The organism is Paraburkholderia sp. BL6665CI2N2 (assembly GCF_004366535.1).
Lineage (GTDB): Bacteria > Pseudomonadota > Gammaproteobacteria > Burkholderiales > Burkholderiaceae > Paraburkholderia.
Map to the genome: position 1 here is coordinate 5222161 of NZ_SORC01000001.1, position 23408 is coordinate 5245568.

The following is a 23408-nucleotide window of genomic DNA, read 5'->3' on the forward strand; positions in this document are numbered from 1 at the left end:
ATGACGCAATTCCGCATCGCTCCAAGCATTCTGTCTGCCGACTTCGCCCGCCTCGGCGAAGAAGTCCGCAACGTTGTCGCCGCCGGCGCCGACTGGATTCACTTCGACGTGATGGACAACCATTACGTGCCGAACCTGACCATCGGCCCGCTCGTCTGCGAGGCGATCCGTCCGCATGTGGACGTGCCGATCGACGTACATCTGATGGTGCGCCCGGTCGACCGCATCGTGCCGGACTTCGCGAAGGCCGGTGCGAATCTGATCAGCTTTCACCCGGAAGGCTCGGACCATATCGACCGCACACTGTCGCTGATCCGCGACCACGGCTGCAAGGCCGGCCTGGTCTTTAATCCGGCCACGTCGTTGAATTATCTGGATCACGTGATGGACAAGGTCGATCTCGTGCTGATCATGTCGGTGAATCCGGGTTTCGGCGGCCAGTCGTTCATTCCGGAGGCGCTCAACAAGCTGCGCGAAGCACGCCGGCGGATCAATGCCTACAAGGAGCGCACCGGGCGCGAGATTCATCTGGAAGTGGACGGCGGCGTGAAGGTCGACAACATTGCCGAAATCGCGGCGGCCGGCGCGGACACCTTCGTGGCCGGTTCGGCGATCTTCGGCCAGCCCGACCACAAGGTCGTGATCGAGAAGATGCGCGCGGCACTCGCCAACATCCAGCACTGAGCACCGACGCATAACCGGCACGAAACATGACCACTCCGTTCCCCGCCCCGACTTTCACCGGCCCACGCCTGCAAGCGGCGATCATCGACCTCGACGGCACGATGATCGATACCGCTGACGATTTCACCGCCGGCCTGAACGGCATGCTCGCGCAACTCGACGCGGAAGAAACGTCGCGCGAGGAAGTGGTCGGTTATGTCGGCAAGGGTTCGGAGCATCTGATCCGCAGCGTGCTGGCGCCGCGCTTCGAAACGGAGCACGCGCAAGACCGCTTCGACGAAGCGCTCGCGATCTATCAGGAGGAGTACGCGAAGATCAACGGCACGCACACGCGGCTCTATCCCGATGTCGAAGCCGGATTGATCGCCATGCGCGACGCCGGCCTCAAGCTCGCCTGCGTGACCAACAAGCCGCATCGGTTCGCGGTGGAATTGCTGCAGCAGTACGGGCTCGCCCAGTATTTCGGCGTCGTGCTCGGCGGCGACAGCCTGGCGAAAAAGAAGCCGGATCCGCTGCCCATGCTCACCGCGGCCGCGCAGTTGGGCGTCGAACCGCGGGCCACGGTTGCCATCGGCGATTCGGAAAACGACGCGCTGGCGGGCCGTGCGGCCGGCATGGCGACGCTCACGGTGCCCTACGGCTACAACCATGGCCAAGCTATACAAACAATAAAATCCGATGGTATAGTTGGCTCGCTGCTCGACGCCGCCAAGGCGATCGCAGCACACCATTCCACGACTTAAAAGTCCTTCATCCTCATGTTTCTGAATAAAAAACGGAGTCTGATTAGCATCGACCGGGGAGCCTGGCCCTGGCGTCGCTGGTCGCGCTAACCTCGCCTGAGGTACGCTGAAGTTCGTCTTCGGCAACCGTTTTTTACTTCGCTGCGCTCACGCGTTTTTTCCATCATCTTGTTTCGCTGCATCGGTTGATTCGGCCTGCGTGTACCCGCAAAGTACAGTTGTGCGCTGAAATCCCCTTGCACGCGTCGATGGGAAACTCGCGCCGGTCGGTATCATCGTGTCGACACGTCGAACGAACGCCCGACCGGCCGCGCAATGACCCGCTTTGTCCGACGCACGCCGCCGCCGGACCACCGTACAGGATCGGAACATGACCGAACTCGAATTCCAGTCCCTCGCCAATGAGGGTTTCAACCGCATTCCGCTGATCGCCGAAGCGCTAGCCGACCTCGAAACGCCGCTCTCGCTGTACCTGAAACTCGCGCAGAGCGAGCGCAACGGCGCCAACTCGTTCCTGCTGGAATCGGTGGTGGGCGGCGAACGGTTCGGCCGCTATTCGTTCATCGGCCTGCCGGCGCGCACGCTGCTGCGCACCCGCAACGGCGTGTCCGAAGTGGTGCGCGACGGCAAGGTCGTCGAGACGCATGAGGGCGACCCGCTCGAATTCATCCAGCAATTCCAGGGCCGCTTCAAAGTGGCGCAGCGCCCCGGCCTGCCGCGCTTCGCGGGTGGTCTGGCCGGTTATTTCGGCTACGACGCGGTGCGCTACATCGAGAAGAAGCTTGCGCACACAGCGCCGAAAGACGATCTGAATCTGCCTGACATCCAGTTGCTTCTGACTGAAGAAGTCGCGGTGATCGACAACCTCGCGGGCAAGCTCTACCTCGTGGTCTACGCCGACCCGACGCAGCCCGAGGCCTACACAAAAGCGAAGCAACGTCTGCGCGAACTGCGCCAGCGTTTGCGCACGACCGTGCAACCGCCGGTCACATCGGCGAGCGTACGCACCGAGACCTACCGCGAGTTCGCCAAAGACGATTACCTGACGGCCGTGCGCAAGGCGAAGGAATATATCGCCGCCGGCGAACTGATGCAGGTACAGGTCGGCCAGCGCCTGATCAAGCCGTACCGCGACAATCCGCTTTCGCTGTATCGTGCGCTGCGCTCGCTGAATCCGTCGCCGTATATGTATTTCTACAACTTCGGCGACTTCCACGTGGTCGGTGCATCGCCGGAAATCCTGATGCGCCAGGAAAAACGTGGCGAGGATCGCATCGTCACGATCCGGCCGCTCGCCGGCACGCGGCCGCGCGGCAATACGCCGGAACGCGACGCGGAACTCGCCACCGAGCTGCTGAACGACCCGAAGGAAATCGCCGAACACGTCATGTTGATCGACCTCGCGCGTAACGACGTGGGCCGCATCGCGCAGATCGGCTCAGTGGTCGTCACCGACAAGATGGTGATCGAAAAGTACTCGCACGTGCAGCACATCGTGAGTTCGGTCGAAGGCAAGCTGAAACCCGGCACGACGAATTTCGACGTGCTGCGCGCCACCTTCCCGGCCGGCACGCTGTCAGGCGCGCCGAAAGTCCGCGCGATGGAGCTGATCGACGAACTGGAGCCGGTGAAGCGCGGCCTGTATGGCGGTGCGGTCGGCTATCTGTCGTTCACGGGTGAAATGGATCTGGCCATCACGATCCGCACCGGCGTGATCGCGAACGGCAATCTGTATGTGCAGGCGGCAGCGGGTGTAGTCGCGGATTCGGTGCCGGAATCCGAATGGCAAGAGACCGAGAACAAGGCGCGCGCCGTGCTGCGCGCCGCGGAACAAGTGCAAGACGGCCTCGATAGCGACTTCTGACCGGAGACACACCATGCTGCTCATGATCGACAATTACGACTCGTTCACCTACAACCTGGTGCAGTACTTCGGCGAACTCGGCGAAGACGTGCGCACCTATCGGAACGACGAAATCACGCTGGACGAAATCGCGAAGCTCAACCCCGAGCGCATCTGCCTGTCGCCCGGGCCGAGCAATCCGCAACACGCCGGCATCACGCTCGACGTGCTGCGCGAATTCAGCGGCAAGACGCCGATTCTCGGCGTCTGTCTCGGCCATCAGGCAATCGGCGAGGCCTTCGGCGGGCGCGTGGTGCGCGCCCAAACCATCATGCACGGCAAGGTCAGCACGATCGAAACCGACTGCAAGGGCGTGTTCGCCGACCTGCCGAAGCATTTCGTCGTGACCCGCTATCACTCGCTCGCGATCGAACGCGAATCGCTGCCCGACTGCCTTGAAGTGTCCGCATGGACCGAAGACGGCGAGATCATGGGCGTGCGTCACAAGGAACTGGCCGTCGAAGGCGTGCAGTTCCACCCTGAATCGATCCTGTCCGAACACGGCCACGCGCTGCTCGAAAACTTCGTAAAGCAGTCGAAGCTCGCCGGTGCGCCAACGTCCAATCGCAACGCCTGATGAAAAGAGACGACATCATGACGATTACGCCCCAGGAAGCGCTGCAACGGACCATCGAGCACCGCGAGATTTTCCACGACGAAATGCTGCACTTGATGCGGCTCATCATGCGCGGCGAACTTTCGCCCGTCATGGCGGCCGCGATCATCACCGGCTTGCGCGTCAAAAAAGAGACCATCGGCGAAATCACCGCCGCCGCCACGGTGATGCGTGAATTTGCCCGGCATGTCGAGGTGCAGGACAACTCGAAATTCGTCGATATCGTCGGCACCGGCGGCGACGGTTCGCATACCTTCAACATTTCCACGGCAACCATGTTCGTGTCGGCAGCGGCCGGCGCCAAGGTCGCGAAGCACGGCGGCCGCGGCGTATCGAGCAAGTCGGGCAGCGCGGACGTCCTCGAAGCGCTCGGCGTGAATATCGATCTGCAGCCGGAACAGGTGGCGGCGTCGATTGCGGAAACCGGCATGGGCTTCATGTTCGCGCCGAACCATCATCCGGCCATGAAGAATATCGCGCCGGTGCGCCGCGAACTCGGCGTGCGGACCATCTTCAACATTCTCGGGCCGCTCACCAATCCGGCCGGCGCACCCAATCAGTTGATGGGCGTGTTCCACGGCGATCTGGTCGGCATTCAGGTGCGCGTGATGCAGCGTCTTGGCGCGAAGCACGTGCTGGTGGTGTACGGTATGGACGGCATGGACGAAGTCTCGCTCGGCGCGGCGACGCAAGTCGGCGAGTTGCGCGACGGCCAGATTTACGAGTACGAGATCCATCCGGAAGACTTCGGCATGCAGATGGTGTCGAATCGCACGCTCAAAGTGGCCGACGCCACCGAATCGAAAGCAATGCTGCTCGACGCGCTCGACAACAAGCCGGGCGTGGCTCGCGAAATCGTCACACTGAATGCGGGCACGGCGCTGTATTCGGCGAACGTGGCTTCGTCGATTGCGGACGGCATTCAGTTGGCGCGCGAAGCGATCGCGAGCGGCAAGGCGCGAGCCAAGGTCGACGAACTGGTTCGCTTCACCCAGCAATTCAAGCAGTGATCAAGTAGCAATCAACGTAGCGAGACACTTATGAGCGACATCCTCGACCGTATCATCGCGGTCAAACGCGAAGAAGTCCGCGCGGCCGAACAGAGCGCGCCGCTGGAAGAGCTGCGCCTCGAAGCGTCGGCGCGCGACATTCGCGACTTCGTCGGCGCATTGCGCGCGAAACACACGGCAGGCCTCGCCGCCGTGATCTCCGAAGTCAAGAAAGCGAGCCCGTCGAAAGGCGTATTGCGCGAGCACTTTGTGCCGGCCGAGATCGCGCGCTCGTACGAAAAGCACGGCGCAGCCTGCCTGTCCGTACTGACCGACGTGCAGTTCTTTCAAGGCAGCGTCGCGTATTTGGAGCAAGCGCGCGCGGCCTGCAATTTGCCGGTGCTGCGCAAGGACTTCATCGTCGATCCGTACCAGATCGTCGAAGCGCGCGCGATGGGCGCCGACGCGATCCTGCTGATCGCCGCCGCACTCGAAACTTCGCAGATGCAGGACCTCGAAGCGCTCGCGCATTCGCTCGGTCTCGCCGTGCTGGTCGAAGTGCACGATAAAGACGAGCTGATGGAATCGCTCACGCTGAAAACGCCGCTGATCGGCATCAACAACCGCAATCTGCGCACCTTCGAAACCTCGATCGAAACTACCATCGGCATGCTCGAAGCGATTCCGGACGACCGCATCGTCGTCACGGAGTCGGGCATTCTGTCGCGCGCCGATGTGGAGCGCCTGCGTGCAATGGACGTGCATACGTTCCTCGTCGGCGAGGCGTTCATGCGCGCGGACGAGCCGGGCGTGGAGCTTGCCCGGATGTTTTTCTGAGCGCGCTGTCGGCATACGGCACGCGGCGTACGTAGCGGAGCAGATCATGGGCATGGAACGCGAAATCAAACTGGCGCTGCCGCCCGCCCAGGTGCAAGCGGCGGCGCAGTGGTTCGCCACGCACGCGGGCGCGGCGGGACGTCCGGTCAAGCTGGTGAATATTTACTTCGACACACCGCAACTGACGCTCGCGAGTTCGAAAAGCGCCTTGCGTTTGCGGCAGACGCCGGACGGCTGGCTGCAAACCTTCAAGACAGTTGGCAACGCCAAAGATGGTTTGCATAACCGGCACGAATGGGAAATGCCGGTGGCGGGCGAAAAACTGGAGATCGACGCGCTGCTGCGCGAATGCGATGAGCAATCCGCCGCGGACGCTTTGCGTCAGGCCGCGCCTGAACTGACCGAACTGTTCCGCACGAATTTCACGCGGACGCTGTGGCGTGTCGAAGTGGACGGCTCCGACATCGAAGCGGCCATCGATCAGGGCGACGTGTTCGCCAAAGTCGACGCAGAAACGCGCCGCGCACCGATTTCGGAAGTCGAACTCGAACTGAAGTCCGGCGACGAAGCCGCGCTTCACACGCTTGCAGCGGAACTCGGCAAACAGATAGCCGGCCTCGCGCCCGACAATATCAGCAAAGCGCAGCGCGGTTATAAGTTGCGGGCTGGCTGAGGCGCGGCAAGGAAAGCTACCCGGCAAACGCGACAAGCCGCGCCGCCCCACCTTGAGCAACACCGCGTTTGCTGCGACACTTCCCCGCCATGACCTCTGCTTCCAGAACCCGCTCCAATCCGTCGCAGGCCTCGCTGTTCGGCGACGCCACCTCCGCACCCGCCAAGGCTGCCATGACGAGCACCCAGCCGCAGCAATCCGGCGCAAGCGCGCCCCCGCCGACGCTCGAAGCGCAATTCGACGCCCTGCCGCCCGCATGGCGCGCGCATCTCAAACCGTTCATCGAAAGCGACGCCTATGCGCCGCTCTGCCGTTTCGTCGATGGTGAGCGCGCTGCCGGCAAAACCGTCTATCCCGCCGACGTGTTCCGCGCGCTGCGCCTGACCAGTCCGGAAGACGTCAAAGTCGTCATCCTCGGCCAGGACCCGTATCACGGCGAAGACCGCGGCACGCCGCAAGCGCACGGACTCGCGTTCTCGGTGGCGCCGAACGTGCGCACGCCGCCGTCGCTGCGCAATATTTTCAAGGAGATCGCCGCAAGCCTCGGCCACGCGACACCGCGTCACGGCTGTCTCGACACATGGGCGAAGCAAGGGGTGCTGCTGCTGAACACCGTGCTGACCGTCGAGCGTGACTCAGCCGCCAGCCACGCGAAACGCGGCTGGGAAAAATGCACCGACACGCTGATCCATGAACTGGCGATGCGCCATGACGGCTTGGTGTTCATGCTATGGGGCGCGCATGCGCAAGCCAAGCGCGCGCTGCTCGGCGGGAAATCGCATTGCGTGCTGGAAGCGCCGCATCCGTCGCCGCTGTCGGCGCATCGCGGTTTTCTCGGCTGCGGGCATTTCGCGAAAGCCAACGACTATCTCGCGCAGCACGGTCGTGAACCGATCGATTGGCGCCTGCCCGACGAAGCCCAAATGCTGGCGTAAACCGCCGGCAATAGCCAGCGAGCGTGACACCGCCGCTGTGCCTCAAAGCAAAAACGCCACGGACCCAAAGATCCGTGGCGTTTTTTTCCGGCAGTCTGTTCACCGCATCGAAGCGGCGCAGCCAACCTTACGCAGCAGCAATCGCTTCACGCGCCGAAGCCAGCGCAGCACCCGCAGCGTCCGGGCCCATGTTCAGGCCTTCGGCGTAGATGAAGTTCACGTCGGTCATGCCGAGGAAGCCGAGGAAGCTCTTCAGGTACGGCGTCTGGCTGTCGTTCGGCGTGCCCAGATATTTGCCGCCGCGTGCCGACACGACGTAGACCTTCTTGCCCTTCACGAGACCTTCGGGACCATTCGCCGTGTACGCGAACGTGATACCTGCTCGTGCGATGAAGTCGAAGTACGTCTTGAGTTGCGACGAGATGCCGAAGTTGTACATCGGCGCGCCGATCACAACGATGTCAGCGGCTTGCAGTTCAGCGATCAGCGCGTCGCTGCGCGCAGCGATCGCGGCTTGCTCAGCCGTGCGTTGCTCGGCCGGCGTGAAGAACGCGCCGAGGACGGCGTCGTCCAGGTGGGGCAGCGGCTCAGCTTGCAGATTGCGGACGACGACTTGCGCGCCCGGATTCGATTGTTGCAGCTTGGCGGTCAGTTCGTTGACGAGCAGCGTCGAGTTTGCGCCTTGCGAACGGGCTGCCGAGTTGACTTGCAGGATCGTGGTCATGGTTGACTCCAGTTGGGGGCGCGCAGTGTTGCGCGAATGGAGCCATTGTGGTTTTTTGCCGAACCTGGAACAAGCCGTCCGGCGGCGACGGATTGTTGCACTGGTAGAACAATCCGCCTGATCAGGCCGTCCATTGGCGACGGCCCCGACGACGATCAGCTGGCCAGCCAGCGCTCGCGTGCCTTACGCGCGGCGGGCCGCTTGTCGCTGGCGGTGAGCTTGTAGCGTGTCACTTCAGGCCCGTCCAGCTTGACTTGCGTGGTGCGCAACTCGTCGCGGCGGAACGCGTGAACCTCGACTTTCGCGCCCGGCTGATAGCGCGCGAGCAGCCCATCAAGATTCGAGCCGGTCACGCGCAGGCCGTCGAGCGCGATCAGCACGTCGCCCGCCGAGAGTCCTGCTTTTTGCGCGGCGCTGCCGTCGTGAACCGCCGCCAGCGTGCAATCGGCACCACCGCGCACGCGCGCGCCGAGCGTCGGCTTGCCGTTTTTGTCCAATTCGGGCGCGATGTCGACGCCGAACTGCGCGAGCAGCGTGTCGAGGGGCAGATCGCGCGTGCCATGCACGGCTTCAGCGAACAACTCGGCCAGTTTCGCGCCGGTTGCTTCGGCGAAAAGTGCCTCGATCTCGCCTTCGTCGACGCCGACCGGTTTGCCGCGATAAAAATCACGGCCGAAGCGCTGCCACAGCAAACGCATCGCGTCGTCGAGCGATTTGCGGTTGTTGGTCTGCGCGCGGATCGTCAGATCGAACGCGAGCGCGACGAGCGAGCCCTTGGTGTAATAGCTGACGATCGCGTTCGGCGCGTTCTCGTCCTGCCGGTAGTACTTGACCCACGCGTCGAATGAGCTTTCCGCGACGGTCTGCTTGAGACGCCCACTGCCGCGCTGCACGCCGCCGATCACCTTGCCGAGCATGCCGAAATAGTCGTCCTGCGAGATGAGGCCGCTGCGCACGAGGATCAGGTCGTCGTAGTAAGAGGTGAAGCCCTCGAACAGCCACAGCAGCGACGTGTAGTTTTCGACGCTGAGATCGTACGGCGCGAACACAGCCGGCTTGATGCGCTTCACGTTCCAGGTGTGGAAATACTCGTGGCTGCACAAGCCGAGATAGGTTCGATAGCCTTCGGTGAGCGCCTCGCGGCCTTCCACCGGCAGATCGCCGCGATTGCAGATCAGCGCGGTCGAAGCGCGGTGTTCGAGGCCGCCATAACCATCGGTGACGGCCTGGGTCATGAACACGTAGCGATCCACCGGCGCTTTCTTCGACTTCGGCTCGAACAACGCGATCTGCGCTTCGCAAATGCGCTTCAGGTCGGCGGACAGACGCGCCATGTCGAGCCCGATCACGCGCCCGGCGATCACGATGTCGTGCGGCACGCCATGCGCCTTGAACGTCGCCAGTGCGAATTCACCGAGCGTGACCGGATGATCGATCAGTTCGTCGTAGTTCTGCGCACGATACTCGCCGAAGCCATACCGTTTCGTGCCGCGCGCTTCCGGCAGCGCGGTCGCGACACGCCAGTTGCGATACGCCGCGCCCTCGGGCTTCTGAATATCGACCACGCACTGCGCCTCTTCGTGACCGAGCGGCGAGAGAAACACGCTCGTGCCGTTGAAAAAGCCCGTCGTATCGTCGAGATGCGCCGCGCGCACCGACAGATCCCACGCATAGACCTCGTAGCGCAGCGTCAGCGCGCCTTTGACCGGCGCGGCTTGCCACGTGTGCTTGTCGGTCTTTTCGACGCGCACCTTGCGGCCGGCGTCGTTGAAAGCGCGCAGCGTGACGATGTTGCGCGCGAACTCGCGCACCATGTAGCTGCCCGGAATCCATACCGGCAGCATGAAACGCTGCCCAGCCGGATCGGGATCGGCGACGGTCACGGTGACTTCGAACAGGTGGGCGGCAGGCTGCTTGGGAACAATGGTGTAGCGGATCGGCTTCATCGGCGGCAATTAGGAGAGCTCAGGCGGGGATGTTCGGGCTTGATGTGAAAGGAGGCGCACGACGCGCCTCCTTTGCTTGATGTTTTACGTGTGCTCAGTGCACCGCGGACATTTCTTTATCCAGCCGGTCTGCCGGCACGGCGCCCGGCAGACGGCGGCCGTCGGCGAGGAACACCGTGGGCGTGCCGTCGACATTCATGGCGTGGCCGAGCGCCAGGTTCTTGTCGATCGCGGCGGTGTCGCAGGTGCCGGCGGCGGTGGGCGCCTGGTGATCCTGCATCCACGACTCCCAGGCTTTCGCGCGATCCGTCGAGCACCAGATCGACTTCGACTTCGCCGTCGAATCCGGCGACAGCACCGGGTACAGGAAGGTGTAGACCGTCACGTTGTCGATCGACTTGAGCGACGTTTCCAGCTGCTTGCAGTACGGACAATTCGGATCGGAGAACACGGCGATCTTGCGCGAACCGTTGCCCTTCACGACCTTCACCGCGTTCCCGAACGGCAGGCTCGCGAAGTCGATGCGGTTGGTCTCCGACAGGCGCGCTTCGGTCAGATTCTTGCGGGTCTTGGCGTCGACCATATCGCCGAGCAGCAGGTAATCGCCGTTCGCGTCGCTATAGACGATCTGCGTGCCGAGGTTCACTTCATACAGACCAGCAATCGGCGACTTCGTCACGCTCTTGATCGACACGTCGGCGAGACGCGTTTGCAGCGTGGCTTTGAGCTTGTCCGTGGTCTGGTCGGCCTGAGCGGAGCAGCCGATGGTGACGGCAGCGATGGCGAGCACGGCGGCTGCCATGCGGAAAGTTTTTTTCATGCTGAATTCCTGGTTCAATCGCGCGCAATGCGCGGGCAGTGCTCGTTTCCTGACGCTCCCGGTCTGACCGGAACGGCGTCCACCCGTTCATGATACCTGTCTCGCCGGCCGCGGCTTGCCCGGCCGGATGCTTCAACCCAGCGCAGCCGATACCAGCCAGCGTTTGATGAACGGCTGCGCGCCGACAAACGCCATGCCGGTGTTACGCAACACCTTGGCAAACGGACCGGGGACGGAGAAGAGTTTCTGCAGGCCGTCGGTGGCGATCATTAGCGCGCGGATGTCCTCGCGGCGGGAGCGTTCGTAGCGGCGCAGCAGCACCATGTCGCCGAGATCGCGGAACGACTCCTTGCCGGCGACGGTGTCGGCGAGCGCAGCGACGTCGCGCAAGCCGAGGTTCATGCCCTGCCCGGCCAGCGGATGAATCAGATGCGCGGCATCGCCGACCAGCGCGACGCGCGGCGCCACCAGCCGGTCGACCGTTTGCAGCGCGAGCGGGAAGCCCTGTGCCGGCGTCACGCAATCGAGCGCGCCGAACTGGCCGCCGGTCACGCGTTCCACTTCAGCGGCGAGTTGCGCCGGATCGAGCGCGACCAGCTGCTGGGCGTGCTCCGTGCGCGCCGACCAGACCAGCGAGACGTGACCGTCCGGCATGGGCAGCAGCGCGATGATCTCGCCGTCCTTGAACCATTGGTACGCGGTTTCGCTGTGCGGTTTTTCCGCCTTGAAATTGGCGACCACGCCGGTTTGCTTGTAGTCGCGCCGGATCATTTTCGAGCCGATTTGCGCGCGCACCCATGAATGCGCGCCGTCCGCGCCGACCACCAGATCGGCGTCGAGCACATTACCGTTGGCGAGGCCGACGCTGGCGCTGTCCGCCGTGAAGTCGAGCGCCTGCGCGCGCGTGTCGATCCAGGTGAGACTCGGCTGGAAGCGCAGCGCCGCATCCAGCGCGCGTTCGATCACCGACGATTCGACGATCCACGCCAGCTGCGGCACCGAAGCCTGGAACGCGGAGAAATGCAGTTCGGCGTGCGCGTCGCCGTAGACGCGCATGTCGTACACCGGCCCAAGCCGCGCCAGATCGAGCGCCTGCCACACCCGCAACCGCTCCAGCAAAGCCTGGGAACTCGAGGACAGCGCGTACACCCGCGAGTCGAAGGCGGCGCCGGCGGGCAGCGCCGCGCACGGTTGCGCGAGCAGCGCCACGCGCAGTCCGCCTTGCGTCAGCGCCAGCGCCGCGGTCTTGCCGACGAGCCCGCCGCCGATCACGGCGGCATCAAAGGTCTGGTGGTGTGCATTCATCCGCGCATTATAGCCGTGGGGGTTGCGGGGGACGGATCGATGCAGGCGGCTTTCGCGCGGGCCTTTGCGCCCGAACAACCGCGCCGCTGCTCACTGGTGACCGGCCGCCGCCAACGCCGCGTTGGCTTCGCGCAGCCGCGTGAATGCGCGGTCGGAAGACAGCAGCCGCCACGCGCTCGCCTCGAGGTCGCCCTTGCGCTCCCGCTGATCGCCGCGCACGGCGCAGTCCGGGAAGATGCGGTCGTACACGCGCCAGAGTGAATCGAAGTCGTTGGCATCGGCGAACTGCGCGATCTGTTTTTTATCGTCGAGCGTTAAGTGGCTTGAGAGACAGTTGACCGTTTGCCGGTCGGAGTTCGCCTGAGCGTCGTCGAAGTTCGGCGACACCCATGACGCAATCGCGCTGCCCACCACGACGACAGCCACACCCGTGAAGACCCACCGTATTGTTCTCATTTTTTCCTCGGATTCGGGCTCTAGCGGCCCTGAACTGGCGATTCTACAGTGCGTCCGAGAGAACCTTACCTGAACCTTGCAATCGCGGACCGAGCGGCGAGCACCGCTTTCCCGCAGCCGCGTCGGTGAGCCGATCCGAACGGGTTACAATTGCGCTTTCCGTGAAAACTCGCACCCGGTCGTCGAGCAACGCCCCGATCCGGTGTCTTGTCCCGCTCCGCTGCACTGGTCCGCCACGCCACCCGCGAAGGCTTCTCGAATCCTGCACACAGCGTCGAGCGCATCACGCAACTTACTGATTCACTGAAGGATTTCCATGAGCCTCAAATGCGGCATCGTCGGCCTGCCTAACGTCGGCAAGTCCACCCTGTTCAACGCGCTGACCAAGGCGGGCATTGCCGCCGAAAACTATCCGTTCTGCACGATCGAGCCGAACGTCGGCATCGTCGAGGTGCCGGACGCGCGGCTGAAGGCGCTCGCTGAAATCGTCAAGCCGGAGCGCATCCTGCCGGCCGTGGTGGAATTCGTCGACATCGCCGGTCTGGTGGCCGGCGCGAGCAAGGGCGAAGGTCTGGGCAACCAGTTTCTCGCCAACATCCGTGAAACGGATGCGATTACGCACGTGGTGCGCTGCTTCGAAGACGAGAACGTGATTCACGTCGCGAACAAGATCGATCCGCTGTCGGATATCGAAGTGATCAACACCGAACTGGCGCTGGCCGACCTCGCGACTGTCGAAAAGGCGCTGGCGCGCTATTCGAAGGCGGCCAAGTCGGGTAACGACAAGGAAGCCATCAAGAACGCCGCGGTGCTGGAAAAGGTGCGCGCGCAGCTCGACCAGGCCAAGCCGGTCCGGGCGCTCGACTTGTCGGACGAAGAAAAGGCAACGCTGAAGCCGTTCTGCCTGATCACCGCGAAGCCGACCATGTACGTGGCCAACGTGAAGGAAGACGGCTTCGAGAACAATCCGCATCTGGACGCAGTCGCGAAGCACGCGGCGGCGGAAAATGCACCGGTCGTCGCCGTGTGCGCCGCGATCGAAGCGGAAATCGCCGACCTCGACGAAGCCGACATGGAAGTGTTCCTCGCCGACATGGGCATGGAAGAGCCGGGCCTGAACCGCGTGATCCGCGCCGGCTTCAAGTTGCTAGGCCTGCAAACCTACTTCACAGCGGGCGTGAAGGAAGTGCGCGCATGGACGATCCACATCGGCGATACGGCGCCGCAGGCTGCGGGCGCGATTCACACGGACTTCGAGCGCGGCTTCATTCGCGCGCAGACGATCGCGTACAACGACTACATCACCTATAAGGGTGAGCAAGGCGCGAAGGAAGCGGGCAAGATGCGCGCGGAAGGCAAGGAATACGTCGTGCATGATGGCGACGTGATGAACTTCCTGTTCAACGTCTGAGCTTCAGCTTTGGCGTGCGGCGACGGGTGCAAATGTGAGCGCCGCCACCGCAGCACGTGACTTCAAAAGAGCCCGTTCATCGAAGCGGGCTTTTTTTATCGCTCACTACTTGCCTTGGAATGCGCACAACGCAACGGCAACGCAATACCCTCCCTGATGACCGCCATTTTTGCCGGTGAATCCGCGAGCACCGCATCGATGCCGAGGCACGCCGCCATACGGTAATCGTCCGCCTCGTTCACACCAATCGCGACGATCCGCACGTCCGGCTTCTGCCGGAAACAAGCGACAGTTGCAGGCGTCCACAGCGTAGCCCGCACGTCCGAGCGCCCCTCCCCCAGCGTGAACTTCTCCACCACCGTCAGCGCGCGATGCAACTCGAACGCGGTCATGGCGTGTTCGGCCGGCGCGTCCACGCAGCCCTGATTCAGCAAGACCCGCACAAGCCGCCCACGCGTCGCATCGCGCGATTCGAACAGCTTCGCTTGTGGGTACGCGGCAAAGCTCCGTTGATAATCCGCTTCGGTCGAATAGATCGACACACGCTGCCACGCCTTTTCTTCATCGAGCACGCGCACGACGGCTTGCGTCTGCGGCCCGGCGGGCAGCGCTTTCATATCGAGGACGACCGGCATGGTCGCAGGCATGGCATGCAGCGCCTCACGCAACGTCGGAATTCCCACAGGACGATCGCGGTACGGATAGGCCTCGCTGCGGAGGAAGTTCCAACCGGCATTGACGCGTGCGAGTTCAACTGCGGTGTAGGCGGCCACTGGACCTTTCGCGTCGGTCAATGCCGCCAGATCCGCCGGCCGATACAAAACCGGCACGCCGTCCTTGCTCAACTGCACGGTGAGCCACATGGCGTCGGCGTGATGCTTGACCGACAGGCGGATCGCTTCGAGCGTGTTCTCTGGCGCGTCGCCCGTGCCGCCGCGATGCGCGATGATCGCCGGCAAGGAGTTCACCTGCTTGACGGCATCGTCGTTCGTGACCGGCGTGAACGCACACCCCGCCAAAGCGAGGGCCATCATCCAGCCACCTGTCGCCGACCGCACTGAGGAACCCAGCATCTGCAATCCTGATTAATGGACACCGTGATGTAACGCACACGAACCGCTACGCGCGACTCAAACCCGCGTCCATCATGCCCTCTCGCAAACGGCCGCGTCCAGCCGGTACCTCCGGCTTTGCCTTCGCGCAAACTTCACCTTCAGACGCCGACTGTTTCCGTTTTATGACACCGATGTTAAATTGCGGCATCCGGCGCCCGTCAAAAATGGTGCACCGTGCCCGGCAACCGTCGCCGGACTGTCATCGAACACAAATAGAATCGCGCGATTCGCATTCGCGCCCGTTCCGACTGGAGACAAATCGATGAGTTTGAAGCCGCTAATCCGTTCGCTTTCCCTTGCCGCCGTATTGAGCGCCGGCCTTAGCCAGGCGGCCCATGCCGCGACTGAAATTCAGTTCTGGCACGGCATGGAAGCCGCATTGGGCGAACGGCTGAACGACATCGCCAACGCGTTCAACGCATCGCAAAGCGACTACAAGATCGTGCCGGTCTTCAAGGGCACCTACGATCAGACGCTCGCCGCCGGCATCGCCGCGTATCGCAGCGGCAATGCGCCGGCCATTCTGCAGGTCTACGAAGTCGGCACCGCCACCATGATGCAGGCGAAGAAGGCGGTGATCCCTGTCTCGGAAGTGTTCAAGCAAGCCGGCGTGCCGCTCGATGAAAAGGCCTTCGTGCCGACCATCGCCAGCTATTACAGCGACGCCAAAACCGGCGAGCTGATCTCGATGCCGTTCAACAGTTCCACGCCGGTGCTGTACTACAACAAGGACGCCTTCAAGAAAGCCGGCCTCGACCCGAACCAGCCGCCGAAGACCTGGGCCGAACTGCAGGCCGACGCGCAGAAGCTGAAGGCGTCGGGCATGGCGTGCGGTTATTCGTCGGGCTGGCAGAGCTGGATTCAACTCGAGAACTACAGCGCATGGCACGGCGCGCCGTTCGCGTCGAAGAACAATGGCTTCGACGGCCCGGACGCGCAACTGGAATTCAACAAGCCGCTGCAGGTCGCGCACATCCAGTTCCTGCAGAACATGCAGAAGGACGGCACGTTCACCTACGTCGGCCGCAAGGACGAGCCGGTGTCGAAGTTTTATAGCGGCGACTGCGGGATCATCACCAACTCGTCGGGGTCGCTCGCCACGATCAAGAAGTACGCGAAGTTCAACTTCGGCACCGGCATGATGCCGTATGACGCCAGCGTGAAGGGCGCGCCGCAGAACGCGATCATCGGCGGAGCGAGCCTGTGGGTGCTGTCGGGCAAGGATCCGGCCGTGTACAAGGGCGTGGCGAAATTTCTCTCGTATCTGTCGTCGGCGCCGGTCGCGGCCAAGTGGCATCAGGACACCGGCTATCTGCCGGTCACCACGGCGGCGTATCAACTGACGCAGCAGCAAGGCTTCTACGAGAAGAATCCGGGCAGCGACACCGCCATCAAGCAGATGCTCAACAAGCCGCCGCTGCCGTACACCAAGGGCTTGCGTCTGGGCAACATGCCGCAGATCCGCACGGTCATCGACGAAGAACTCGAGCAGGTCTGGGCACAGAAGAAGACGCCGCAACAGGCGCTCGACGCCGCTGTGTCGCGCGGCGACGAACTGCTGCGCCGCTTCGAAAAAGCCGGCAACTAAGCGGTCGGCGGCGAGGTTTCGGTGCGCCCGCGCCGAAACCCGTGCTTGCAGCAGAACCTTGGAAATCATCGATGGAAAAGCGCTCCAGCTTCGGCACCAGCCTGCTGCCCTACCTGCTCGTCGCGCCGCAACTGGCGATCACGTTGCTGTTTTTTCTGTGGCCGGCCGGTGAGGCGCTCTGGCAATCCACGCAAAGCCAGGATGCGTTCGGCACGTCGAGCGAGTTCGTCGGGCTCGCCAATTTCAAACAGCTCTTCGCCGATCCGCTCTACCTGTCGTCGTTTTATACGACGCTGATCTTCTGCGCGCTGGTCACCGTGTCGGGACTTGTGATCTCGCTGCTGCTCGCGGTCTGCGCGGATCGCGTGACGCGCGGCGCCAAGACCTATCAGACGCTGCTGATCTGGCCGTACGCGGTTGCGCCCGCGATCGCAGCGGTGTTGTGGTCGTTCCTGTTCAATCCGAGCATCGGCCTCGTCACCTACGCGCTGGCCAAATACGGCATCGTGTGGAATCACGCGCTGAACGCGGGTCAGGCGATGTTCCTTGTGGTGCTCGCGTCCGTCTGGAAACAGGTCAGCTATAACTTTCTGTTCTTCTACGCGGGCTTGCAGGCGATTCCGCGCTCGCTCATCGAAGCAGCGGCGATCGACGGCGCCGGTCCGGTGCGGCGCTTTTTCGGCATCGCACTGCCGCTCCTGTCGCCGACCAGTTTCTTCCTGCTGGTGATCAACATCACGTACGCCTTCTTCGACACTTTCCCTGTAATCGACGCGGCCACCGGCGGCGGCCCCGCGCAGGCAACCCGCACGCTGATCTACAAGATCTTCGCCGAAGGCTTCCAGGGGCTGGACATCGGCAGTTCCGGCGCGCAGTCGGTGATCCTGATGGTGATCGTCGTTGCGTTGACGGTCGTGCAATTCCGCTTCATCGAACGCAGGGTTCAATACTCATGATCGAGAACCGCCGCGGTTTCGACCTCTTTTGCCACGCGGTGCTGATTCTCGGCGTCGTGCTGGTGGTGTTTCCGGTGTACGTCGCGTTCTGCGCCGCGACCATGAGCGAGCACGAAGTGTTCAGCGTGCCGCTCTCGCTGGTGCCGAGCACGCATCTGTTTGAAAACATCGCGACCGTCTGGTCGCAAGGCAGCGGCAACGCGGCAGCGCCCTTCGGCCGCATGCTGTTCAACAGCCTCGTGATGGCGCTGGTGATTTCGATCGGCAAGATCGCGGTCTCGATGATCTCCGCCTACGCGATCGTGTTCTTCCGTTTTCCGTTGCGCAACCTCGCATTCTGGCTGATCTTCATCACGCTGATGCTGCCGGTCGAAGTGCGGATCTTCCCAACCGTGCAAGTCGTGTCGTCGATGCATCTGAGCAATACGTATAGCGGTTTGACGTTGCCGCTGATCGCCTCGGCCACCGCGACATTCCTGTTCCGCCAGTTCTTCATGACGCTGCCGGACGAATTGATGGAAGCGGCGCGCATCGACGGCGCGGGCGCCATGCGGTTCTTCTGGGACGTCGTCTTGCCGCTTTCGAAAACGAACATGGCCGCTCTGTTCGTGATCACGTTTATTTACGGCTGGAATCAATACTTGTGGCCGATTCTGATCACGAGCCAGCAATCGCTGACCACGGCGGTGGTCGGCATCAAAAGCATGATCGCGTCGGGTGACACGGCAACCGAATGGCATCTCGTGATGACCGCAACGCTGCTCGCGATGCTGCCGCCGCTCGCAGTCGTGCTGACGATGCAACGCTGGTTCGTGCGCGGACTCGTGGACGCGGAAAAGTAGACGGCTCTTCGGCGAGCATTCTTGATGCATTGGAATAGACAACACCGCGCGATCCGCGGCACGCAACGAAAGGCTAAAACGGCATGGCTGCACTGACTCTGCAAGGCGTTAAAAAAACCTACGACGGCAAACAGTTCGTGCTGCACGGTATCGACGTGGACGTCGCCGACGGCGAGTTCGTCGTGATGGTCGGCCCGTCGGGTTGCGGCAAATCGACCTTGCTGCGGATGGTGGCGGGACTCGAACGCATCTCCGAGGGCAGCATTTCGATCGCCGGCAAAGTAGTCAATCAACTGGAGCCGAAGGATCGCAACATCGCGATGGTGTTCCAGAACTACGCGCTGTATCCGCATATGAGCGTCGCCGAAAACATGGGCTACGCGCTGAAGATCGCGGGCGTGGACCGCGCGCAGATTGCGAAGCGCGTGGACGCCGCCGCGCAGATTCTCGAACTCGAAGCGCTGCTGCAACGCAAGCCGCGCGAGTTGTCCGGCGGCCAGCGGCAACGCGTCGCGATGGGTCGCGCGATCGTGCGCGAGCCGGCCGTGTTTTTGTTTGATGAACCCCTGTCGAATCTCGACGCGCGCCTGCGCGTGCAGATGCGGCTCGAAATCCAGCGCTTGCATGCCCGGCTTGCCACGACGAGTCTGTACGTGACGCACGATCAGATCGAAGCGATGACATTGGCGCAGCGTGTGATCGTGATGAACAAGGGCCACGCCGAGCAGATCGGCGCGCCGACCGAGGTGTATGAACGGCCTGCGACGGTATTCGTGGCGAGCTTCATCGGCTCGCCGGGGATGAATCTGCTGGAAGGCCGCGTGTCGGACGACGGCGCGTTTTTTGAAGTGGCGGGCAATGGCCCGAAGCTGCCGCTGACCGACGTCGCGTCGATCGGCCAGGAAGTTGCCAAAGGACGCGAATGGACGCTCGGCATTCGTCCGGAGCACATGAGCCCCGGCCAGGCTGACGCGCCTCACGGAACGCTCACCGTCGACTCCTGCGAGTTGCTCGGCGCGGACAACCTCGCGCACGGCCGCTGGGGCAAGCACGACGTCACGGTGCGCCTGCCGCACGCGCATCGGCCTGCGGCGGGTGACGCGCTGCAGGTGGCGCTGCCCGCGCGGCATCTGCATTTCTTCGATCCGGCGAGCGGACGGCGCGCGAATTGAAGCGCGGCAAAGCGCGTTGGAACTCAGAACAACAAGCGCAAGAAAGACAATGACACGCACGATCTACAAAAGCCTGCGCTCGTGCGCGGCGGTTGCCGCAGCGCTGCTGTTCAGCGCATCGTCCGCGTTCGCTTACGTAGCGCCGGGCACCACGCCCGACGAAGCAGACCTTAGCAACCACAACACCTACACCAATCGCGACGGCAGCACGGTGCACGCGCCGGCCCGCTCGTTATCCGGCAAGGCGCCTGAAGGCGCAACCGCGCGCTGCCGCGATTCCACCTACAGCTTCAGCCGGCATCGCACCGGCACCTGTTCGCGCCATGGCGGCGTGGCGGATTGGCTCTGAACACCCGAGCGAGGCCTGGCTGAACGGGTAGCCGCTGCCGCCCCGCGCTTGCGCCGAAGTACAATGCCACCTGAACCACCCGCCCGCGCGCGGGGCGTCGCGAAGTTCGACGCCGCGCTACATGCCGCGCCGGCCGGCGCCGGGCGCTCCGCCCGGCCATAACACCGATTACCCATCCACCCACGACCGCCCGCCCCCACGCGGCCGGCGTCATCAACGTCTATTGCAAGCAAATGGCCCAATACGTCTTCACCATGAACCGGGTCGGCAAGATCGTGCCGCCCAAGCGTCAAATCCTTAAAGACATCTCGCTGTCGTTTTTCCCCGGCGCGAAGATCGGCCTGCTCGGCCTGAATGGCTCGGGCAAGTCGACGCTGATCCGCATCATGGCCGGTGTGGATAAAGATATCGAAGGCGAAGCCACGCCGATGCCGAACCTGAACATCGGCTATCTGCCGCAGGAACCGCAACTCGATCCGAACAAGACGGTGCGTGAAGCGGTCGAGGAAGGTCTCGGCGATGTCTTCGGCGCGCAAAAGAAGCTGGACGAAATCTACGCGGCCTACGCCGAACCGGACGCCGACTTCGACGCGCTCGCCGCCGAACAGGCGAAGTATGAAGCGATCCTCGCCACCACCGACGGCAGCGCTGAGCAGCAGATCGAAATCGCCGCCGACGCGCTGCGCCTGCCGGCCTGGGACGCGAAAATCGAACATCTGTCGGGCGGCGAAAAGCGCCGCGTTGCGCTGTGCAAGCTGTTGCTCGAAAAGCCCGACATGCTGCTGCTCGACGAGCCGACCAACCACCTGGACGCGGAATCGGTCGACTGGCTCGAGCAGTTCCTCACGCGCTTCCCGGGCACCGTGGTCGCCGTGACTCATGATCGCTACTTCCTGGACAACGCCGCCGAGTGGATTCTCGAACTCGACCGCGGCCACGGCATTCCGTGGAAGGGCAACTACAGCAGCTGGCTCGACCAGAAGGAAGAACGCCTGAAGCAGGAAGAATCGTCGGAGTCGGCGCGTCAGAAGGCCATCAAGAAGGAACTGGAGTGGGTGCGCCAGAATCCGAAGGGCCGGCAGGCGAAGTCGAAGGCGCGTATTGCGCGCTTCGAGGAACTGAATAGCCAGGACTACCAGAAGCGCAACGAAACCTCGGAAATCTTCATCCCGGTCGGCGATCGCCTGGGCAATGAAGTGATCGAGTTCAAGAATGTCAGCAAGTCGTATGGCGATCGTCTGCTGCTCGACGACGTCAGCTTCAAGATTCCGGCGGGCGCGATCGTCGGCATCATCGGGCCGAACGGCGCCGGTAAGTCGACGCTGTTCCGCATGCTGACCGGCCGCGAACAGCCGGACTCGGGCGAGATCGTGCAAGGCCCGACCGTCAAGCTCGCCTACGTGGATCAAAGCCGCGACGCGCTCGACGGCTCGAAGACCGTGTTCGAGGAAATTTCGGGCGGCGCCGACGTGCTGACGGTCGGCAAGTACGAAACGCCGTCGCGTGCTTACATTGGCCGCTTCAACTTCAAGGGTGGCGATCAGCAAAAGATTGTCGGCAACTTGTCGGGCGGTGAGCGCGGCCGGCTGCATCTGGCGAAAACGCTGATCGCGGGCGGCAACGTCCTGCTGCTGGACGAACCGTCGAACGACCTCGACGTTGAAACGCTGCGCGCGCTCGAAGACGCCTTGCTCGAATTCGCCGGCTCGGTGCTGGTGATCTCGCACGATCGCTGGTTCCTCGACCGGATCGCCACGCACATCCTGGCGTTCGAAGGCGATTCGCAAATCACGTTCTTCGACGGCAACTACCAGGAATACGAAGCGGACAAGCGCGCGCGTCTGGGTGAAGAAGCTGCGCGTCCGAAGCGTCTGCGTTACAAGCCGATCGCGCGATAAGCGCGGATCGGGCGGCCCGCGCGTCGGATTGATTGACGCGTGCGCCGCTTCGATGGCCGTTTCTCAGGCGCTCGAACAGCGTCACTTCGCGGCGCAACCTGCCTCGCGGCGCAAACACGCCTGGGCGTCACCCGTATGAGCGGCAGGGCACACGCATTGCTCGCGATGGCGTGATACACGTCATCGCGGCGGAATTCGTGTCGCGCGTTCCGCCTTGGACAGACACATCCAAGAGCGCGCGCCGCCCGGCGTGCGCACAGACCGATCACTGCCACACCGCGCGACAGGCGGTGACGAGGAGGCAAGCATGGCGATGTCGAAGGGCAAGCGCTGGGCCGTCGCCGCGGGCGGCGTGCTGCTGGTGCTGATCGTCGTCGTGGTCGGCGCTTTGCAGTTCGCGCAACGCGAGGTCAAGGAGCGTGTGATCGCGGCGCTCGGTCCCTTGGGCAGCGCCGAAACCATCGAGGTCGGCCTCACTTCGGTTCATCTCACCAACGTTCTGCTGAAGGCGCCGCCCGGCTGGCCGGCCGGCGATCCGCTCCGGGCGGACGAAATCACCCTCACACCCGACATTCGCGATCTGATCGCGCGGCGCATGCATATTCGCAGCGTGGTGGTACGCGGCTTCGACATCGCCGTATTGCGCACGAAGGACGGCACGATTCGCCTGATGCCGAATCTACGAGAAACGGTGAATCGATCCGACACCGAAGGCAGCGGCACGGCAGCGTCCATTCCACGCGAAAAGCAGATCGACCACATCAGCTTCGAACGGGGCAACTTCCACTTCTACGACATGACGGTTGGGCCGCCGCCCTTCAAGGTGACGGTCAGCGATGCCAACGCGACCGTCGATAATCTGCGCCTGCCCGCGCTCACTGACCCGACCCATGTCAATGTCACGGGCTCCATCAAGGGCCCGCAGCATACGGGCACGGTGTCGTTCGGCGGCTGGATCAAGGTTGCCAGCAAGGATTCGCAGACTACGAGCAAGCTGCGCGGCGTCGATATCGTGATGCTCGACCCGTATCTCATCAAGAAGGCCGGCGCCAAGGCGCAAGTGGCAGGCGGCACGGTCGATCTGACGGTGGACTCGACGGTGAGCAACTATCGGTTGCACGCACCCGGCACACTGACCATTCACAATCTGCAACTCGCCGACAGCGGCAATCCGCTCGACACGTTCATGTCGATTCCGACCAAGGCTGCGGTCGCCGCGCTCAAGTCGCACAACGGCGACATCACGCTGCATTTCGTACTGGATGGGAATTTGCGCGACCCGAAATTCTCGGTGCAGGAAGGGCTGATAAAGCGCATCGGTAACGGCTTTGCCAAGGCGCTCGGTGTGAGCGTCGAAGACGTGGCAAAGGGCGCAGGCGAAACCGTGAAAGGCTTGGGTAACGCGTTGAAAAATCTGCTCGGCCAGTAGTCCGGGGCAGACGCCTC

At 63.0% G+C, this 23408-nt stretch carries 22 protein-coding genes; 16 read left to right on the plus strand and 6 right to left on the minus strand.

The genetic code is table 11. The features are described 5' to 3' along the window. The 8 genes from rpe (at position 1) to B0G81_RS23370 (ending at position 7380) form a co-directional block, all read left to right on the plus strand. Entirely contained in the window at positions 1-684 is a 684-nt protein-coding gene (rpe, locus tag B0G81_RS23335; RefSeq protein WP_116118354.1) for a ribulose-phosphate 3-epimerase, read from the plus strand. 26 nt (positions 685-710) lie between these two features. After that, positions 711-1427 (plus strand): phosphoglycolate phosphatase, encoded by a 717-nt coding sequence (locus B0G81_RS23340; RefSeq protein WP_116118355.1) that lies wholly within the window; start codon positions 711-713, stop codon positions 1425-1427. A 370-nt stretch (positions 1428-1797) separates the two neighbouring features. Beyond that, the gene (trpE, locus tag B0G81_RS23345; RefSeq protein ID WP_134138465.1) at positions 1798-3291 is read left to right on the plus strand and encodes an anthranilate synthase component I; all 1494 of its coding nucleotides are present in this window, start codon (positions 1798-1800) and stop codon (positions 3289-3291) included. Between the two features lie 13 nt (positions 3292-3304). Further along, positions 3305-3907, plus strand: coding sequence for an aminodeoxychorismate/anthranilate synthase component II (locus B0G81_RS23350; protein WP_116118356.1), 603 nt, complete (start codon positions 3305-3307; stop codon positions 3905-3907). Between the two features lie 17 nt (positions 3908-3924). Beyond that, positions 3925-4956, plus strand: coding sequence for an anthranilate phosphoribosyltransferase (gene trpD, locus B0G81_RS23355; RefSeq protein ID WP_134138466.1), 1032 nt, complete (start codon positions 3925-3927; stop codon positions 4954-4956). A 30-nt stretch (positions 4957-4986) separates the two neighbouring features. After that, on the plus strand, positions 4987-5772 hold the full coding sequence (gene trpC / locus B0G81_RS23360; protein ID WP_134138467.1) for an indole-3-glycerol phosphate synthase TrpC: 786 nt from the start codon (positions 4987-4989) through the stop codon (positions 5770-5772). A gap of 46 nt (positions 5773-5818) precedes the next feature. After that, on the plus strand, positions 5819-6445 hold the full coding sequence (locus B0G81_RS23365) for a CYTH domain-containing protein (protein WP_134138468.1): 627 nt from the start codon (positions 5819-5821) through the stop codon (positions 6443-6445). Positions 6446-6534: 89 nt separating this feature from the next. Then, positions 6535-7380, plus strand: a complete 846-nt coding sequence (locus B0G81_RS23370; protein WP_134138469.1) for a uracil-DNA glycosylase — start codon at positions 6535-6537, stop codon at positions 7378-7380. Positions 7381-7507: 127 nt separating this feature from the next. Here B0G81_RS23370 and B0G81_RS23375 read toward each other — a convergent pair whose 3' ends face one another. The 5 genes from B0G81_RS23375 to B0G81_RS23395 form a co-directional block, all read right to left on the minus strand. Continuing rightward, positions 7508-8104 carry an NAD(P)H-dependent oxidoreductase gene (locus tag B0G81_RS23375; protein ID WP_134138470.1) on the minus strand — a complete coding sequence of 199 codons (597 nt, stop codon included), beginning with the start codon at positions 8102-8104 and terminating at the stop codon, positions 7508-7510. 155 nt (positions 8105-8259) lie between these two features. Further along, positions 8260-10050, minus strand: a complete 1791-nt coding sequence (locus tag B0G81_RS23380) for a PDZ domain-containing protein (protein WP_134143192.1) — start codon at positions 10048-10050, stop codon at positions 8260-8262. Between the two features lie 94 nt (positions 10051-10144). Next, a complete protein-coding gene (locus B0G81_RS23385) occupies positions 10145-10870 on the minus strand; it encodes a DsbC family protein (protein WP_134138471.1) in 726 nt (241 codons plus the stop codon). A 132-nt stretch (positions 10871-11002) separates the two neighbouring features. Beyond that, on the minus strand, positions 11003-12175 hold the full coding sequence (locus B0G81_RS23390; RefSeq protein ID WP_134138472.1) for a UbiH/UbiF family hydroxylase: 1173 nt from the start codon (positions 12173-12175) through the stop codon (positions 11003-11005). Positions 12176-12265: 90 nt separating this feature from the next. Next, positions 12266-12631, minus strand: coding sequence for a hypothetical protein (locus B0G81_RS23395; protein WP_134138473.1), 366 nt, complete (start codon positions 12629-12631; stop codon positions 12266-12268). 316 nt (positions 12632-12947) lie between these two features. On the opposite strand from B0G81_RS23395, the gene ychF reads away from it, so the two are divergent. Beyond that, positions 12948-14042: a redox-regulated ATPase YchF gene (gene ychF, locus B0G81_RS23400; protein WP_012434458.1), complete on the plus strand. Its 1095-nt coding sequence runs from the start codon at positions 12948-12950 to the stop codon at positions 14040-14042. A 95-nt stretch (positions 14043-14137) separates the two neighbouring features. On the opposite strand, the gene B0G81_RS23405 is transcribed toward ychF, so the two are convergent. Beyond that, a complete protein-coding gene (locus B0G81_RS23405; protein ID WP_134138474.1) occupies positions 14138-15115 on the minus strand; it encodes a glycerophosphodiester phosphodiesterase family protein in 978 nt (325 codons plus the stop codon). A 304-nt stretch (positions 15116-15419) separates the two neighbouring features. Here B0G81_RS23405 and ugpB point away from each other — a divergent pair, with 304 nt between their 5' ends. The 7 genes from ugpB to B0G81_RS23440 all read left to right on the plus strand — a co-directional run bounded on the left by ugpB (position 15420) and on the right by B0G81_RS23440 (position 23391). Next, positions 15420-16745, plus strand: coding sequence for a sn-glycerol-3-phosphate ABC transporter substrate-binding protein UgpB (ugpB, locus tag B0G81_RS23410; protein WP_106284231.1), 1326 nt, complete (start codon positions 15420-15422; stop codon positions 16743-16745). Positions 16746-16816: 71 nt separating this feature from the next. Continuing rightward, positions 16817-17701, plus strand: coding sequence for a sn-glycerol-3-phosphate ABC transporter permease UgpA (gene ugpA, locus B0G81_RS23415; RefSeq protein ID WP_012434461.1), 885 nt, complete (start codon positions 16817-16819; stop codon positions 17699-17701). Continuing rightward, entirely contained in the window at positions 17698-18543 is an 846-nt protein-coding gene (gene ugpE / locus B0G81_RS23420) for a sn-glycerol-3-phosphate ABC transporter permease UgpE (protein ID WP_116143922.1), read from the plus strand. The genes ugpA and ugpE overlap by 4 nt, the downstream gene beginning before the upstream one ends. 83 nt (positions 18544-18626) lie before the next feature. After that, entirely contained in the window at positions 18627-19715 is a 1089-nt protein-coding gene (locus B0G81_RS23425) for a sn-glycerol-3-phosphate import ATP-binding protein UgpC (protein ID WP_134138475.1), read from the plus strand. Between the two features lie 49 nt (positions 19716-19764). Next, the gene (locus tag B0G81_RS23430) at positions 19765-20064 is read left to right on the plus strand and encodes a DUF3761 domain-containing protein (protein WP_134138476.1); all 300 of its coding nucleotides are present in this window, start codon (positions 19765-19767) and stop codon (positions 20062-20064) included. A gap of 233 nt (positions 20065-20297) precedes the next feature. Next, positions 20298-21962, plus strand: a complete 1665-nt coding sequence (gene ettA / locus B0G81_RS23435; RefSeq protein WP_012434465.1) for an energy-dependent translational throttle protein EttA — start codon at positions 20298-20300, stop codon at positions 21960-21962. Positions 21963-22269: 307 nt separating this feature from the next. Beyond that, positions 22270-23391, plus strand: a complete 1122-nt coding sequence (locus B0G81_RS23440) for a DUF748 domain-containing protein (protein WP_134138477.1) — start codon at positions 22270-22272, stop codon at positions 23389-23391. The last annotated feature ends 17 nt before the right edge of the window (positions 23392-23408 follow it).

Bases quoted from the DNA above. Each gene is read 5' to 3' on its own strand.
- rpe (WP_116118354.1), top strand. From the start codon at position 1: ATGACGCAATTCCGCATCGCTCCAAGCATTCTGTCTGCCGACTTCGCC.
- B0G81_RS23340 (WP_116118355.1), top strand. From the start codon at position 711: ATGACCACTCCGTTCCCCGCCCCGACTTTCACCGGCCCACGCCTGCAA.
- trpE (WP_134138465.1), top strand. From the start codon at position 1,798: ATGACCGAACTCGAATTCCAGTCCCTCGCCAATGAGGGTTTCAACCGC.
- B0G81_RS23350 (WP_116118356.1), top strand. From the start codon at position 3,305: ATGCTGCTCATGATCGACAATTACGACTCGTTCACCTACAACCTGGTG.
- trpD (WP_134138466.1), top strand. From the start codon at position 3,925: ATGACGATTACGCCCCAGGAAGCGCTGCAACGGACCATCGAGCACCGC.
- trpC (WP_134138467.1), top strand. From the start codon at position 4,987: ATGAGCGACATCCTCGACCGTATCATCGCGGTCAAACGCGAAGAAGTC.
- B0G81_RS23365 (WP_134138468.1), top strand. From the start codon at position 5,819: ATGGGCATGGAACGCGAAATCAAACTGGCGCTGCCGCCCGCCCAGGTG.
- B0G81_RS23370 (WP_134138469.1), top strand. From the start codon at position 6,535: ATGACCTCTGCTTCCAGAACCCGCTCCAATCCGTCGCAGGCCTCGCTG.
- B0G81_RS23375 (WP_134138470.1), bottom strand. From the start codon at position 8,104: ATGACCACGATCCTGCAAGTCAACTCGGCAGCCCGTTCGCAAGGCGCA.
- B0G81_RS23380 (WP_134143192.1), bottom strand. From the start codon at position 10,050: ATGAAGCCGATCCGCTACACCATTGTTCCCAAGCAGCCTGCCGCCCAC.
- B0G81_RS23385 (WP_134138471.1), bottom strand. From the start codon at position 10,870: ATGAAAAAAACTTTCCGCATGGCAGCCGCCGTGCTCGCCATCGCTGCC.
- B0G81_RS23390 (WP_134138472.1), bottom strand. From the start codon at position 12,175: ATGAATGCACACCACCAGACCTTTGATGCCGCCGTGATCGGCGGCGGG.
- B0G81_RS23395 (WP_134138473.1), bottom strand. From the start codon at position 12,631: ATGAGAACAATACGGTGGGTCTTCACGGGTGTGGCTGTCGTCGTGGTG.
- ychF (WP_012434458.1), top strand. From the start codon at position 12,948: ATGAGCCTCAAATGCGGCATCGTCGGCCTGCCTAACGTCGGCAAGTCC.
- B0G81_RS23405 (WP_134138474.1), bottom strand. From the start codon at position 15,115: ATGCTGGGTTCCTCAGTGCGGTCGGCGACAGGTGGCTGGATGATGGCC.
- ugpB (WP_106284231.1), top strand. From the start codon at position 15,420: ATGAGTTTGAAGCCGCTAATCCGTTCGCTTTCCCTTGCCGCCGTATTG.
- ugpA (WP_012434461.1), top strand. From the start codon at position 16,817: ATGGAAAAGCGCTCCAGCTTCGGCACCAGCCTGCTGCCCTACCTGCTC.
- ugpE (WP_116143922.1), top strand. From the start codon at position 17,698: ATGATCGAGAACCGCCGCGGTTTCGACCTCTTTTGCCACGCGGTGCTG.
- B0G81_RS23425 (WP_134138475.1), top strand. From the start codon at position 18,627: ATGGCTGCACTGACTCTGCAAGGCGTTAAAAAAACCTACGACGGCAAA.
- B0G81_RS23430 (WP_134138476.1), top strand. From the start codon at position 19,765: ATGACACGCACGATCTACAAAAGCCTGCGCTCGTGCGCGGCGGTTGCC.
- ettA (WP_012434465.1), top strand. From the start codon at position 20,298: ATGGCCCAATACGTCTTCACCATGAACCGGGTCGGCAAGATCGTGCCG.
- B0G81_RS23440 (WP_134138477.1), top strand. From the start codon at position 22,270: ATGGCGATGTCGAAGGGCAAGCGCTGGGCCGTCGCCGCGGGCGGCGTG.